Annotated in this window: 13 protein-coding genes; 8 read left to right on the top strand and 5 right to left on the bottom strand. The window is 64.3% G+C overall.

Annotated elements, in window-relative coordinates:
• The first annotated feature begins 4 nt into the window (after nt 1–4).
• Nucleotides 5–463, top strand: a complete 459-nt coding sequence (locus tag ACSQ8Y_RS11400; RefSeq protein WP_436266579.1) for a type II secretion system protein — start codon at nt 5–7, stop codon at nt 461–463.
• Nucleotides 464–513: 50 nt separating this feature from the next.
• Here ACSQ8Y_RS11400 and ACSQ8Y_RS11395 read toward each other — a convergent pair whose 3' ends face one another.
• Genes ACSQ8Y_RS11395 through ACSQ8Y_RS11375 form a run of 5 tightly spaced genes read right to left on the bottom strand, consistent with a single transcriptional unit; the run spans nt 514 to nt 5,488 of the window.
• Nucleotides 514–1,011 carry an MSHA biogenesis protein MshP gene (locus ACSQ8Y_RS11395; RefSeq protein ID WP_436266578.1) on the bottom strand — a complete coding sequence of 166 codons (498 nt, stop codon included), beginning with the start codon at nt 1,009–1,011 and terminating at the stop codon, nt 514–516.
• Complete coding sequence (locus ACSQ8Y_RS11390; RefSeq protein WP_436266577.1) at nt 1,008–1,880, bottom strand: PulJ/GspJ family protein; 873 nt, start codon at nt 1,878–1,880, stop codon at nt 1,008–1,010. The genes ACSQ8Y_RS11395 and ACSQ8Y_RS11390 overlap by 4 nt, the downstream gene beginning before the upstream one ends.
• The gene (locus ACSQ8Y_RS11385; protein WP_436266576.1) at nt 1,877–2,362 is read right to left on the bottom strand and encodes a type IV pilus modification PilV family protein; all 486 of its coding nucleotides are present in this window, start codon (nt 2,360–2,362) and stop codon (nt 1,877–1,879) included. The genes ACSQ8Y_RS11390 and ACSQ8Y_RS11385 overlap by 4 nt, the downstream gene beginning before the upstream one ends.
• A complete protein-coding gene (locus ACSQ8Y_RS11380) occupies nt 2,352–2,822 on the bottom strand; it encodes a pilus assembly FimT family protein (RefSeq protein ID WP_436266575.1) in 471 nt (156 codons plus the stop codon). Before ACSQ8Y_RS11380 ends, ACSQ8Y_RS11385 begins: the two co-directional genes overlap by 11 nt.
• The gene (locus ACSQ8Y_RS11375) at nt 2,819–5,488 is read right to left on the bottom strand and encodes a DUF6701 domain-containing protein (RefSeq protein WP_436266574.1); all 2,670 of its coding nucleotides are present in this window, start codon (nt 5,486–5,488) and stop codon (nt 2,819–2,821) included. The genes ACSQ8Y_RS11380 and ACSQ8Y_RS11375 overlap by 4 nt, the downstream gene beginning before the upstream one ends.
• 211 nt (nt 5,489–5,699) lie before the next feature.
• On the opposite strand from ACSQ8Y_RS11375, the gene ACSQ8Y_RS11370 reads away from it, so the two are divergent.
• The 7 genes from ACSQ8Y_RS11370 to ACSQ8Y_RS11340 are packed head-to-tail and all read left to right on the top strand — an operon-like array spanning nt 5,700 to nt 12,644.
• A complete protein-coding gene (locus tag ACSQ8Y_RS11370; protein WP_436266573.1) occupies nt 5,700–6,644 on the top strand; it encodes an agglutinin biogenesis protein MshI in 945 nt (314 codons plus the stop codon).
• Nucleotides 6,641–7,315 carry an MSHA biogenesis protein MshI gene (locus tag ACSQ8Y_RS11365; RefSeq protein ID WP_436266572.1) on the top strand — a complete coding sequence of 225 codons (675 nt, stop codon included), beginning with the start codon at nt 6,641–6,643 and terminating at the stop codon, nt 7,313–7,315. The genes ACSQ8Y_RS11370 and ACSQ8Y_RS11365 overlap by 4 nt, the downstream gene beginning before the upstream one ends.
• Nucleotides 7,312–8,124 (top strand): type II secretion system protein GspM, encoded by an 813-nt coding sequence (gspM, locus tag ACSQ8Y_RS11360; protein WP_436266571.1) that lies wholly within the window; start codon nt 7,312–7,314, stop codon nt 8,122–8,124. The genes ACSQ8Y_RS11365 and gspM overlap by 4 nt, the downstream gene beginning before the upstream one ends.
• Complete coding sequence (locus ACSQ8Y_RS11355) at nt 8,121–8,501, top strand: MSHA biogenesis protein MshK (protein WP_436266570.1); 381 nt, start codon at nt 8,121–8,123, stop codon at nt 8,499–8,501. Before gspM ends, ACSQ8Y_RS11355 begins: the two co-directional genes overlap by 4 nt.
• Before the next feature lie 23 nt (nt 8,502–8,524).
• Entirely contained in the window at nt 8,525–10,312 is a 1,788-nt protein-coding gene (gene mshL / locus ACSQ8Y_RS11350) for a pilus (MSHA type) biogenesis protein MshL (protein WP_436266569.1), read from the top strand.
• The gene (locus ACSQ8Y_RS11345) at nt 10,312–11,208 is read left to right on the top strand and encodes an ExeA family protein (RefSeq protein WP_436266568.1); all 897 of its coding nucleotides are present in this window, start codon (nt 10,312–10,314) and stop codon (nt 11,206–11,208) included. The genes mshL and ACSQ8Y_RS11345 overlap by 1 nt, the downstream gene beginning before the upstream one ends.
• On the top strand, nt 11,205–12,644 hold the full coding sequence (locus ACSQ8Y_RS11340) for a tetratricopeptide repeat protein (RefSeq protein ID WP_436266567.1): 1,440 nt from the start codon (nt 11,205–11,207) through the stop codon (nt 12,642–12,644). The genes ACSQ8Y_RS11345 and ACSQ8Y_RS11340 overlap by 4 nt, the downstream gene beginning before the upstream one ends.
• The last annotated feature ends 43 nt before the right edge of the window (nt 12,645–12,687 follow it).

Below are 12,687 nucleotides of genomic sequence, written 5' to 3'. Positions count from 1 at the left end.
TTAAATGCAAATTAAGCAAATTCGAGGTATGCGGGCACAAGCTCAGGCGGGTTTTACGCTGATTGAACTGATCGTTGTGATCGTCATCCTCGGTATTTTGGCGGCGACTGCCTTGCCGAAGTTCGCCAATCTCGGTAGCGATGCTCGCGTGGCAAAGCTGAACGCGGCGCGTGCATCGATAAAAAGTGCAGCTGCGATGTATCACGGCCGCTGGATGGCTGCGGGTTCGCCGGCTGCCGGCATAACCGGTATCGAGACGAACGTTGATATCAGCACGACAGGTTATCCTACCGTTGCTTCGATAGCCACGGCGGCAGGCCTGGGTACTACTGAGTACAATGTAACTGCTGGGGTGATCAGTGCGGATGCGACAATTCCGACTGGCAGGACTGGCTGCAACATCACGTATGAGGCCACGGGCGGCACTGTAACGGCCGCGCCGGCGGCAAGCGCCTGCGATTAGTCGATTGTGGCTTGAACGATCTGCCCGGCGTCGTCGCCGGGCTTTTTCGTTTACTCTGCGCTTTCAACAGAGCATGGCGGACGCTTTACACCGGAGACGGGGGCCAAGCCACAAGCCGTGACGGTCCGTCGCCGCTCCACGTAATCTGGCTGACTGGCCTTCGAGTCATCGGGGCAGACGCTCGAGTTGCAGGCGACGGCACTCAGCGTATAGGCGGTCTTGCTCAACGGGACGCCAGGCGCACTTTCACCCTCGTCGAAGGAAAACGGCCAGCAGGTGACTGTCACAGAGAAGCCATTGGTGGCCCTGAAGTCCAGGGTCGTCCCTGTGCCGCCGACACAACTGCTATTGACCAGCGCCCGATGCAGCCCCCATTCGGTTCCCGCCCGCGCCGTCTGCAGCGCGAAAGCCAGGCCCGCGTCCTGCGCTGTCGTAGTCTGTTGCGTGGTGCTTAGCCGGGTTACCGTAATTCCCAGCGTACTGAGCGCCACCAGGATCAGAATGGCGGCGATGTAGGCGAATCCTGTCTGTGGGCGGTGGTTAATCATGGCACGTTGTCCGCATGAGTGCCGAATTGAATACGCACGGATTCATTGTGGTCGGTGAGCTTGATTTGCACTTGCACATAGCCGGCATCCTGGGCCGCTCCGGGGTTGGGATTGTAGGTGAAGGTGCATTGCTCGACGTGTGTCGCCAGCACAGACGCTGCCGCGTACGTCGTAGGACAAGCGCCGGGACTCGCCGGATTAAATCCGTAGCCGCTAAAGCGGTACAGCGTGCCTCTGCCGTTGCCATTGGCGTCCGGGCCGCCCGTCGCGCCCGCGCACACATGGAATACGGCTTGCTGGGCGTTCGGCACTATCACGAAGCGGCCGCCCTCATAGCCGGGCAAGAAACTCTTGGCTGCAGCCAGGGTGATGCGGTGCTTGCCCCACTTCTCGTTGGACGTGCTGACGCTGCCAATGGCGGCTCGGTTCGTGCCGGCGTAAACTTCGTCGCCATTCTGGTTGTTAATTACCACCCAGTCGCCCGCCGTCGGGGTGGACTCTAGTTGTGTGGTGACGTCAAAAGCGGTGGTGGGGATGTCGTCGCTCACCGGCATGCTGGGCGAGCCCGGGTTGGCGGCATCCCACACAATATCCGGTCCGGTGCGGAAGCGCCCGCCGGTCGACGTTGGCACCACCTCGAAGCACTGGCCGTTGGGCTGCCGGATCGAATTTGGAACCGCCGACCGGATGTCCCGGCTGATGGTGCGGACCACACCGTCGGCCATGTCTGTCAGTCCGGCGCGTCGGCCGACCGCAAGATAGCTCTTGATGACGGGTAGGAAGAAGACAGTCATGCCGCCGGCTAGGATGCCGGTGACCACCATGACGACGATCAGTTCGACCAGCGTAAAACCGCGTGATTTCTTCATGGCGATTTTCCGTTCGCATAATCGGTGCGCCAGCCGACGAGACGAAAGGTTTGGCTGCCCTGAGTGACAACCACAGCGATTTGCAGTACGTCGGCGGCCGGTACGCCAGGGAAGGGCGCGCCAGCCTGAGCACCTGGCGTGACGCTGACGCTCACACCCATGTCAGCCAAGCCCAGACTGGTTCCCTCGATGTCGCACACGCTGGCCTGGGTGTAGCCGTTGTAGTCGGCGATGTCGTTAAAACTGTCACGCGCGCAGGGCGCCATGGGCGTGCCGTTGGGTTCGGATTTAAACGGCTGGCGCTGAATCTCCTCCATCAAGCCCTCGGCCACGGAGCGCATCTGCTTGGTGATCATGGGGTCGGCACTGGCCACGCTGTTGACGACGAAAATTTGCACCACAGCTGTCAGACTGATGCTGACGATGACCATGGCGATAATCAGCTCGACCAGGGTGACGCCACTCTGGCGCTTATTCCACATAGCCGGTGGCTCCCTGGATGTTGATCGCTGGCTGGCCTGTGACATTGATGACCCCGGCCGCAGTTGCCGTGCCGGCGCCGTTGGTACTGATGGTGCCGCCGGGCTGAAAATAAATCATGCCTACCAGACCGCCCGTTGCGGTCACCGCAGCGTCGCGGCTGGCGACCTCAGAGCCGTCCGGGCCTTGTAGCTGTGTGTCGCACGCGGTTTGATTGGCGGCCTGAGCGATGGTTAGCGACACCGCGCTGGTGGTGACGTTGGCGCACACCAGGCGCCGGTGGCTGACGGCGCTTTTTTGCGCGTAGCGCAGCGTGCTGGCGAGTTCATTTCGAAAGGCTGCCCCGGCCATGCCGTTGCCGCCGCTGGTTAGCATGGGCAGGGCGACCGCAGACAGCACGCCGATGACCACCATCACTGTGATCAGTTCAACAATGGTGAAGCCTTGCTGGCGGTGGCTCAATCGAATCTCTCCCGAACATGCACGGTGGCTTTGGATTCCGACGAGAATACCCCGAACGAAGCGCGCGCCGATGGGTCACGGTCAAAGGTGCCAGCGCAACTGCCGTTGAGCCAGCGCAGCCACGGAAGCGCAGCCCCGACCGTGGCGGGGTGGGCGGCCAGGCACGATTGGTCGGCCGTGGTCGCGCCAAGATTGATGGCCAGATCGACATAACCTTTGCCCGAGTTCGGTTTGGACAGGGTGATTTCGCCTTTGCCGCCATTTAGCACCTGTGGCGGGGTCAGTACTGAACTGCCGCTGACACCGCTTTGGCTCAGTGCGATCGCGCTGGCAGAAATGGCACTGGCGCTATCATCGCTGTTGAGCAGCCAGGTGTTGCCGGTCCAGTATTGCGCTTGCACCTGTACCTTCAGGTCTTGTTTTGAGCTGCCGTATGTGTTGAAAAGGCGCAGGCGGCCGAGGCGAATCTCGGTTGCGGCCTCCGCATGCCCACTGGAGGTGACGGCAGGGGTGGTGGGGATGCTGCTAGTAGCTGCGCGCAGTATGATGGGCAGCGGCGCGGGTTTGGTACTGGTCGCGCTGCTCAGCGCAGTGAAAGTGTACGTCGGGGTTACGGTTACGGTGCCGCTGGCACTGCCGGACGCTGCGAAATCGGCGGCCGCGACGGTTGCCGGACTCAGCGCGCCGGTTCCTGCTGGCAGTGCTGCGCCGCCCGGGGAGAGCGCCGTTAGCGTGACTTTGCTTGCAAACGCGCCGTAGTAGTTGGTGGTAACTATGCCCGCGCTGTTGTATGGCGTGACTGTCACTTGCGTCATCGGTTGGCCGGAGTAAACATAAGACTGCACCGGCGTCAGCTCGGTCTGGAAATAAGCTGGCGAGAACGGGCCGACGTTGCCTGCGCAGACGCCGCCGATGGCCGTGCCGCCGCTGACCGCCAGTGCACTGCCCAGGTATTTCACTGTTTGAGACGTGGCGTCGCTCAGGGCGACCGTCAATTCGCCGCTGCCCACCTCGGACCATGCCAGGTTGGTGCTGGTGGCCGCGCCTGCGGTGAAACCGCCCAGCAGCAGCGTACCCGTGAGGGCGCCGTTGGCACCGTCGCTCGGCAGGCATCTGGTGAAGCCGAGCAGCACTTTGTGCGGATAGCTTTCTTTTCCGAAATTCGGTGTCGGGTCGCCGGCATTGTTGAGTGCCGTCACCTTGGCGCTGAAGGCGACGCCAGCGGTCAACGCAGGCGTTCCATTGACAAAGGAGGCAGCAACGGCCGGCGGCGCCGGGACCGTGGTGACGGCGAAGCGTGCAGGTACAACGATGACGTCGGCTTCTCCCGTCATATTGGCAGGCGCATAGGTGGCCGACAGTTTCAGCGCGCCGCTGTCAGCGTATAGCAGCGACGTGGTGGCCACGCCGTCCTCGTTGAATTCCAGGTTGATGGCGCGTCCTACGTTGTCGCAGGCCTGATTTGCATTGTTATTGCCGTTCAGCGCAACCATCGTGCCGGCGGGCAGCAGTGTGGTGTCGCCGATCCGCACCGCGCGGGTGCTACCGGTAGCACTGGGATTGGTATGGCTGCATACAAAGTTGACGCTCTGCGTCACGTCGGCGAAGGCAGGGGTGCAGGCCAAGGTCTTGTCGTCTTTTTTAACGGCGCTTACAGTGAGCGTTTGTTGTTGCTCCGATATATGGTCGGATAGGCCGAGCAAGAAACCGGAATCGCTATAGATGTGGTTGCAGTTGTCGTTGTCGCCGTCCCAGCAAGTATTGCTTGACGTCGGCGTAACGCTGAGGTTGGCGAAACTGAAGACGGCTGTTTGGGGCGTCGTCACTTGCACAGTGACCGAGGTTGCACCGGCGTTGGCGGGGATGGTGAACGGCACGCTGGCCAGCTGCGCGCCGCCTAATGTTTTCGCGATGAGGTTGCCGGCCACTGCCGTCACGCTGCCGCTGCAACTGCCGTCGGCGTCGGCGCCGCTGCAGGCATTGATGACGATCAGGGAACCGGTGCAGGTGACGCCATAGCCGTCGTGTTTCAGGCGCAAGTGGTGAAGGCCGGTTGCTGGCGCGACACACACGTAGTTGCTGCCGCCTGCGGCAGAGCAGGTGCCGTTGATGACAGTGCCCCGGCCTACCGTCAGCGAGCCGCCGGCCGTGACGTTGCCGTTGATGACGCCGTCCTTGTCGATGCTGATGCTGCCGCCGGCAGTGAGGTTGCCATTGATGATGGCGTTCTTGGCGATGGAGAGGTTGCCGCCGGCCTTCAACGTCGCCTTCAGCTTCACATCCTTTTGCAGCGCGATGCTACCGGTAGTGTTGATTGTCAACGCGTAACCGTTGTCGACGGTTTCCAGGCTCTTGGAGGCGTTGAACGTGCCGGAGACGTTGAGCACCATGTCGCCGGTCAGGTTCAGCTTGGAGTCCTTGGTCAGCGAGATGCTGCCGCAGCTGTAGGTGATGCCGCTGGTCAAAGTGCAGCTGAACGGACTGGCGGTCAGCGCGGCCGGCAGGTTGTACGTGGTGGCGCCGGACGGCGCGGCAGCGGCGCCGCCGGCCACGCACAGCAACAGGCAAGCCAGCGCGGTGGCGAATGCCGGGCGCAGCTTGGCGGCCATCTGCGGAAGCTGGATCATGTTCAGGGTCTTGGCCGGGAGGATGTGGATGGGCGCCATCAGATCATGCTTGGGAAGAATGTGTCAAGTTTGCCGCCCGCAGCGCGTTTTCACCAGCGAAACGATGGGTTTTTTGTCTCCAATCGGCAAAAAAATCGTCCCGATCCCGGCCGGAGTACGATTATGCTCGGGAAAAACAACAAAACTTGAATATAATCAAGCGACTGCGGCGCTTTGTGAATGCACCGCTAAAAACATTGAGACGGCTGGTATGGTTTTTTGGGCAAAAGCGAAAAAGAAGGATGGGCGGCTGGCCGTCGCGCTCTACGCGGATGGCGTGCTGGCCGCTGTGGTGCAGCGCCGCCGCGATGCCAAGCCTGCGGTGCTGATGGCGCTGTTTTATCCGGGCGCGCGCGAGCAGGCCGGCCTGGCGTTGGGTCGTCTGCACAAGGATTTGCAGAGCACGGAATATGAATGCTCGAGCCTGCTCGGCATGGGCGACTACCAGCTGCTGATGCTGGAGGCGCCCAACGTCCCGGCCGAGGAACTGAAGACCGCCGTCAGCTGGCGCCTGAAGGACATGATCGATTTCCCCGTCACCGAGGCCACCATCGATGTGCTCGACGTGCCGGTGGCGAAAAACGGCCCGGCCCACAACCACCAGGTGTTTGCCGTGGCCGCGCGCAACAGCGTCATTGAACCGCATCAGAACCTGTTCGCCGGGCACAAGGTGGCGCTGTCCGCCATCGACATTCCCGAAATGGCCCAGCGCAATATCTCCGCCATGCTGGAGCCGCCGGGGCGCGGCGTGGCCATGGTGTCGTTCGACGTGGACGGCGGCCTGCTGACCGTCACCTCAGGCGGCGAACTGTATTTGTCGCGCCGCATGGATGTCACGCTGGCCCAGCTGCTCGGCGGCGATGCCGACAAACAGCAGCAATTCCACGACCGCATCACGCTCGAACTGCAGCGTTCGCTGGATCACTTCGAGCGCCAGTTCCACCATGTCGCCGTCTCCAAGCTGGTGCTGGCGCCGACCGGCAGCGGCGCGCTGCACGAGTACTTGTCGCGCAATCTGTACTTGCCGGTCGAGGCGCTGGACCTGGCCAGCTTGCTGGACCTGGACAAAGTGCCCGAACTGGCCGAGTCGGCACAGCAGGCGCGCTACTTCATGACGCTGGGCGCGGCCCTGCGCGACGAGGAGAGCGCCGCTTGAGCCAGCAGATCAATCTATTCAATCCGCGTTTCAGCAAGCAGAAAAATTATTTCTCCGCTGCCGCGCTGGCGGCCGCGCTGGGCGTGGTGCTGCTGGTGTCGCTGTCCCTGGGCGTGGCAGCCAAGCTGCGCGTCGGCCGGCTCGAGCAGGAAGCCGCCCAGGTCCAAGCCGAGCATGCCAAGCGCGAGGCGCGCAAGGCCAGCGCCGCCGCCGAGTTTGCGCCGCGCCAGCGCAGCGCCACCTTGCAACAGGAGCTGGACCAGGCCGACAGCGAGAACCGCGCGCTGCGCGCCGTGTCGGTCATCCTCGACAAGGGCGAGTTCGGCAATACGCGCGGCTATTCCTCCTATTTCCGCGCCTTCGCGCGCAGCCGCGTCAACGGCCTGTGGCTGACGGGCGTGCAGATTACCGGCGCCGGCAACGAGATCGGCCTGCAGGGCCGCGCACTGCAGGCGAGCCTGTTGCCGGGCTATCTGAGCGGCTTGGCGCGCGAACCGGTGCTGAAGGGGACCACCTTCGGCCACCTGGAAATGAACCAGCCCAAGGCGGTTCCGGCTCAGCCGGGTATGGCCGGCACAGCCGCCCCGGCCGCAGCCCCGGCGGTTGAGGCGCCGTTCGTCGAGTTCAGCCTGCAGGCCATGCCCGGCACGGCGAAACCGGAGGCGCCATGATGAAACAGGAGTGGAAGAAGCTCGAAGCCCGCGTCGAAGCCTTGAGCCTGCGCGAGCGCGGCATGGTGGCCTTCGCCGCAGCCGCCGCCGTGGTGTTCGTGGTCTATTCCTTGTTGATGGAGCCGGCCTTCAAGCGCGAAAAAACGCTGCAAATGCAGATGCTGCAGCAGCGCAGCGACATCGTCCTGATGGACGGCGAATTGGTGCAGCGCCAGGCCATCGCCCAGATGGATCCCGATCTGAGTACCCGCCAGCGCCTGGAGAAGATCCAGCACGAGAACGAGACCATGCGCGAATCGCTGCGTACCATGCAGAAGGGCCTGGTGCCGCCGGAGCGGATCGGGCAGTTGCTGGAGCAGATGTTGCAGGGTAATAGCAGGCTGAAGCTGGTGTCGCTGAAAACGCTGCCGGCGCGCGGCATGAGCGATGGCCGCTTCGCCGAGCCGGATCCAGCCGAGTCGGGCCGTCCGCAGGGCGAGGTGCAGCGCATGATGACCAGTTCCTTGAGCCCGGTCCCGCCGCCGGCCGCCGCGCCCTCCGTTACGGCTCCCGGCGCTCCCGCCGCCCCGGTCACGCCATCCGCCCCGCGCGCGCCGGTCAAGCAGGAGGAGTTGCTGTACCGCCACGGCGTGCAGGTGGTCCTGCAGGGCAACTACCTCGACATGGTGAGCTATATGGAGTCGCTGGAGCGTATGCCGGCGCAGCTGTTCTGGGGCAAGGCCACGCTGGACTCGGCCGACTACCCGAAAGTGCGCTTGACGCTGACGCTCTATACACTGAGCCTGGACACGAAATGGATATCGCTGTGAGCGCCATACTGAAGACCCTGCTGTGCGGCCTGGTGTGCTGCTGCACTGCGGCATTGGCGCAGGTGCCGCCGCCGAACGAGGCGGGCGGCCTGGGCGACCCGACCCGGCCGCCGGCTGCGCTGGCCGCGCCCGGCGGCGCCGTTGCTGCAGGCGCCACCGGCGAGGACGGCGCGCAGAGCGAAGCGGCCGCGCCCAGGCTGCAGTCCATCCTGGTATCGCGTGAGCCAGGCGGGCGCCGCGTTGCCGTGATTAATGGCGAAATGGTACGGCAAGGAATGAAAATCGGCGGCGCCACTGTCGTACGGGTGGGGGAAACGGAAGTCGTGCTACGCCGGGGCAAAAGCCTGGAAACGCTGAAGCTGTTCCCAAAACAATAATGTGTACCAACCGAGTAGAACCTATGCAAAAACTCATCAAGATCGCATGCGCCATCGGCGCAGCAGCCAGCCTGGCGGCCTGCCAGAACCAGATGGCGACGAAACGCGACACCTATGATGAAATCAACAAGGAGCTGCGCCAGGCCGCCGCCAAGTCGCCGGGCCAGGCGGCCGCGCCGGACGCGGTGGAGGCGGCGCTGCTGCCGCAACTGCCCGCGCTGGCCTCCCAGCTGCCGAAGGCGCGCGCGGTGCTCGACGAGCGCTTCAACGTGGCGTTCAACCAGGTGCCGGTGCAGCAATTTTTCAATTCGCTGGTGGCCGGCACGCGCTACAACATGCTGATCCACCCCGAGGTCAGCGGCAAGATCACTGCCCACCTGAAGGATGTGACGCTGTTCGAGGCGCTGGATGCGGTGCGCGAACTGTACGGTTACGACTATAAGGTGGAAGGCACGCGCATCTATATCCGCCCGCTGACCATGCAGACCCGCATGTTCAAGGTGAATTACCTGACTTCCAACCGCAAGGGCAGCTCGAACGTGCGCGTGTCGTCGACCTCGGTCAGTTCGGTGGGCCAGACTTCGTCGGGCCAGACCGGCGGCAATTCCAGCAACAACAATAACCAGCCACAGCCGCAGCAGCCTTCGCAGCAGGGCGCGCAACAGACGCAGCAGGATTCGAGCAACCTCACCACCACGTCGGACAACCAGTTCTGGGGCGACCTGAAACTCGCGCTCGAAGCGCTGGTGGGCGGCTCGGGCGAAGGCCGCAGCGTGGTCATCAGCCCGCAGTCGGGCGTGATCGTGGTGCGCGCCATGCCGGAACAGTTGCGCAATGTGGACCAGTATCTGAAGGCGACCCAGTTGTCGGTCGAGCGCCAGGTGATCCTGGAGGCCAAGATCCTCGAAGTGCAGCTCAACAGCGGTTTCCAGAGCGGTATCAACTGGGCCTCGTTCGCGTCCTTCAAAACCGGGCATGACAACCGCGTCTCGGGCGGCTTCCTGGCGCCGGGCACGGCGCTGCAGCCGCTGCCGTTCGCCGGCGGCCAGCCCCCGACCCAGACCAGCGGCGGCCCCGCCGGCTTCGCGGCCAGCACCGGCTTCGCGCTGGCCAACGCGGCCAACGCCGCCGGCTCGCTGTTCGGCCTGGCTTTCCAGACCAGCAATTTCTCGGCCATGATTTCCTTCCTGGAGTCGCAGGGTTCGGTGCACGTACTGTCCAGCCCGCGCATCGCCACCATGAACAACCAGAAGGCCGTGCTGAAGATAGGCACCGACGAGTTCTACGTCACCGGCGTCACCACGACCACCAATTCCACCGCCACCGGCAACACCACCAGCCCCAGCGTGACCTTGCAGCCCTTCTTCTCCGGCGTGGTGCTGGACGTGACGCCGCAGATCGACGAAGACGGCAACATCATGTTGCACGTGCATCCGTCCGTCAGCCAGGTGACGACTGTCAACAAGACCGTCAACCTGGGCAGCGCCGGCTCGCTGAGCCTGCCGTTGCCGGCGTCGAGCACATCGGAGATGGACAGCATGGTGCGCGGCCAGGACGGGCAGATCGTCGCGATCGGCGGCCTGATGCGCCAGTCCACCGTCAACGACCGTTCGCAACTGCCCGGCGCGGGCGACCTGCCGGTCGTTGGCGCGCTGTTCCGCAACACCGACCAGCAAACCCAGAAGCGCGAACTGGTGGTGCTGATCAAGCCGACCATCGTCGACGGCGCGTCCAGCTGGACGCAGGACATGCAGGACAGCAGCCGCCGCATCGAGAAAATGGACCCGCGCCGGCCATCGGAGCGCAAGTAATGTACGAGAACCACTTCGGCCTGCGCGAGGTGCCTTTCAGCATCACGCCGGACACCAGCTTTTTCTTCACCAGCCCGCACTCGCAAGAGGCGCTGAACACGCTGCTGGTGGCGGCCAAGAGCGGCGAAGGTTTCATCAAGATCACCGGCGAAGTCGGCACCGGCAAGACGCTGCTGTGCCGCAAGTTCATGGCCACCCTGGGCGAGGAGTTCGTCACCGCCTACATTCCCAATCCCTATCTCGAGCCGCGCACGCTGATGCTGGCGCTGGCCGACGAGCTGGAGCTGACCCTGGCGCGCGACGTCGACCAGCACCAGCTGCTCAAGTCGATCAATTTCCGCCTGCTGGAACTGGCGCGGCAGGGCAAGCAGGTGGTGCTGTGCCTGGACGAGGCGCAGGCGATCCCGGTCGAAAGCCTGGAAGCGCTGCGGCTGCTGACCAACCTGGAAACCGAGAAGCGCAAGCTGCTGCAGATCGTGCTGTTCGGGCAGCCTGAGCTGAACTCGCATCTGCAGGCGGACTCCATCCGCCAGCTGGCGCAGCGTATCACCTTCCACTACCACCTCGGTGCGCTCACGCGCGACGACCTCGATTACTATCTGGCGCATCGCCTGCGCGTGGCCGGCTATGCCGGTGCGCGCCTGTTCAGCCGCAGCGCCGTGCGCAAGCTGTTTACGGCCACCGGCGGCATACCGCGCCTGGTCAACATCATGTCCAACAAGGCATTGATGCTGGCGTACGGCGAAGGGCGGCAGCAGGTGGAGCGGCGCCACGTGGCGCTGGCCGCGTCCGACACGGTGGCGCCGCAGCGCGTGCTGTGGCCATGGCTGGCTGGCGCTGCCGGGGTGGCCGTGGCCGCGGCCGCTGTCGGATTAACCTGGGTGTTGACCAAATGAGCCTGATCAACAAAATGCTGCAAGACCTGGACGCGCGCGGCGGCGCACAGTCCGGACAGGGCAGCGTGCCGCAAATGCGTCCGGTCGCGGCGGGCGGGCTGACGCCGCGCGCCGTGTTGCTGGCGGGTGCCGGCGCGGCCGTGATCCTGCTGGCGGCCGGCGGCTGGCTGGGCTGGCGCCACCTGCGCGCCCCTGCCGCCCCGGTGCCCGTGACCGTATCGCCGCAATCCACGCAGGCTGCGCAGGGAGCTGGAGGTCAGGTGCAGACCGTGGCGCCGCCTGCAGCAATGCCTACGGCAGCCAACGCGGCAAGGGCCGCCTCGGCCGACGCCAATCCCGGCGCAGAGACTGCTGCAGAGACCACTACTGCTGCAGCGTCGCGGCCGCGCGCAGCGCCAGGTGCAGCGACCCGTGCTGCAGAGGCCACGGCTGCCGCAGGTGCGCGGGCGCGCACAGCGCCCAGTGCAAATCCGGCCGGAGCAGCGTCCACGATAGCCGCTGGCTCGCCACCGCTTGCCACCTCGGTGGATCCCGCTGCGGCGCGTGCCGGCGGCGGCAATGCTGTTAAAACTTCGCCGCACCAGCAGCGCGGGCAAGATGCGGAACTGGCGCACGAGACCAAGGCGCAAGCCCGGCAGCGCCGCAAGGCCGAGCAGCAGGCCGCCGTCGATTTGGCAGCCGAATTGAAAGCAGCGAAGACCAAGGCGCGCCAGGCGAAAATTGAAGCTGAGCGCTTGGCAACTGGCGGCGCTCCCGCAGCGGCGAGCGGAAGCAAAATCGCATCGGCCGCACCGGCATCGGCAGCGGCCAGGGCAACGCGGGAATCGGACATTGTGGGCAAGCCCGGCACCGGCGGCGTTACCGTCACGTCGCAACAGCAGGGCGAGAACGCGTACCGCCGTGGCTTGGCGGCGCTGCAGGAAGGGCGCGTGCAGGAAGCCATCTCGAACATGGAGCAAGCCGTGTTCCTGTTCCCGCGCCACGATACCGCGCGTCAGACCCTGGTGGGCCTGCTGATCGAAAACAGGCGTCACGACGAAGCGATACGCAACCTGCAATTCGGGCTGGGCCTCGATCCCAAGCAGCCGCAAATGGCCATGATACTGGCGCGTTTGCAGATAGAGAAGGGCGGTCCCGCCATTGAAACGCTGCAGCGCACCTTGCCGTACGCGGGCGGCAACGGCGATTACCTCGCCTTCCTGGCAGGCGCCTTGCAACGCGCACAGCGGCACCGCGAAGCGGCCGAGCAATACCAGGCCGCGCTGCGCTTGCAGCCGCAGAACGGCGTCTGGTGGATGGGATTGGGGATGTCGCTGCAGGCGGACAAGCGCAATGCCGAGGCCCTGGATGCTTTCACGCACGCCAAAAATGCCGGTAATCTGTCGCAAGAATTGCAGAACTTCGTCGAGCGCAAGCTGCAGCAATTGGGACGCTGAAGGTCAAATGGGATCCCCGCGTGCGCGAGGATGACACGGCCCT

It is taken from the genome of Pseudoduganella sp. LjRoot289, assembly GCF_964252925.1.
GTDB lineage: Bacteria > Pseudomonadota > Gammaproteobacteria > Burkholderiales > Burkholderiaceae_D > Rugamonas.
This window is presented reverse-complemented; position numbering and strand designations above follow the sequence as displayed.

What these genes read in the sequence shown, in the direction of transcription:
- ACSQ8Y_RS11400 (WP_436266579.1), top strand. Translation starts at nt 5, where the DNA reads ATGCAAATTAAGCAAATTCGAGGTATGCGGGCACAAGCTCAGGCGGGT.
- ACSQ8Y_RS11395 (WP_436266578.1), bottom strand. Translation starts at nt 1,011, where the DNA reads ATGATTAACCACCGCCCACAGACAGGATTCGCCTACATCGCCGCCATT.
- ACSQ8Y_RS11390 (WP_436266577.1), bottom strand. Translation starts at nt 1,880, where the DNA reads ATGAAGAAATCACGCGGTTTTACGCTGGTCGAACTGATCGTCGTCATG.
- ACSQ8Y_RS11385 (WP_436266576.1), bottom strand. Translation starts at nt 2,362, where the DNA reads ATGTGGAATAAGCGCCAGAGTGGCGTCACCCTGGTCGAGCTGATTATC.
- ACSQ8Y_RS11375 (WP_436266574.1), bottom strand. Translation starts at nt 5,488, where the DNA reads ATGGCGCCCATCCACATCCTCCCGGCCAAGACCCTGAACATGATCCAG.
- ACSQ8Y_RS11370 (WP_436266573.1), top strand. Translation starts at nt 5,700, where the DNA reads ATGGTTTTTTGGGCAAAAGCGAAAAAGAAGGATGGGCGGCTGGCCGTC.
- gspM (WP_436266571.1), top strand. Translation starts at nt 7,312, where the DNA reads ATGATGAAACAGGAGTGGAAGAAGCTCGAAGCCCGCGTCGAAGCCTTG.
- mshL (WP_436266569.1), top strand. Translation starts at nt 8,525, where the DNA reads ATGCAAAAACTCATCAAGATCGCATGCGCCATCGGCGCAGCAGCCAGC.
- ACSQ8Y_RS11345 (WP_436266568.1), top strand. Translation starts at nt 10,312, where the DNA reads ATGTACGAGAACCACTTCGGCCTGCGCGAGGTGCCTTTCAGCATCACG.
- ACSQ8Y_RS11340 (WP_436266567.1), top strand. Translation starts at nt 11,205, where the DNA reads ATGAGCCTGATCAACAAAATGCTGCAAGACCTGGACGCGCGCGGCGGC.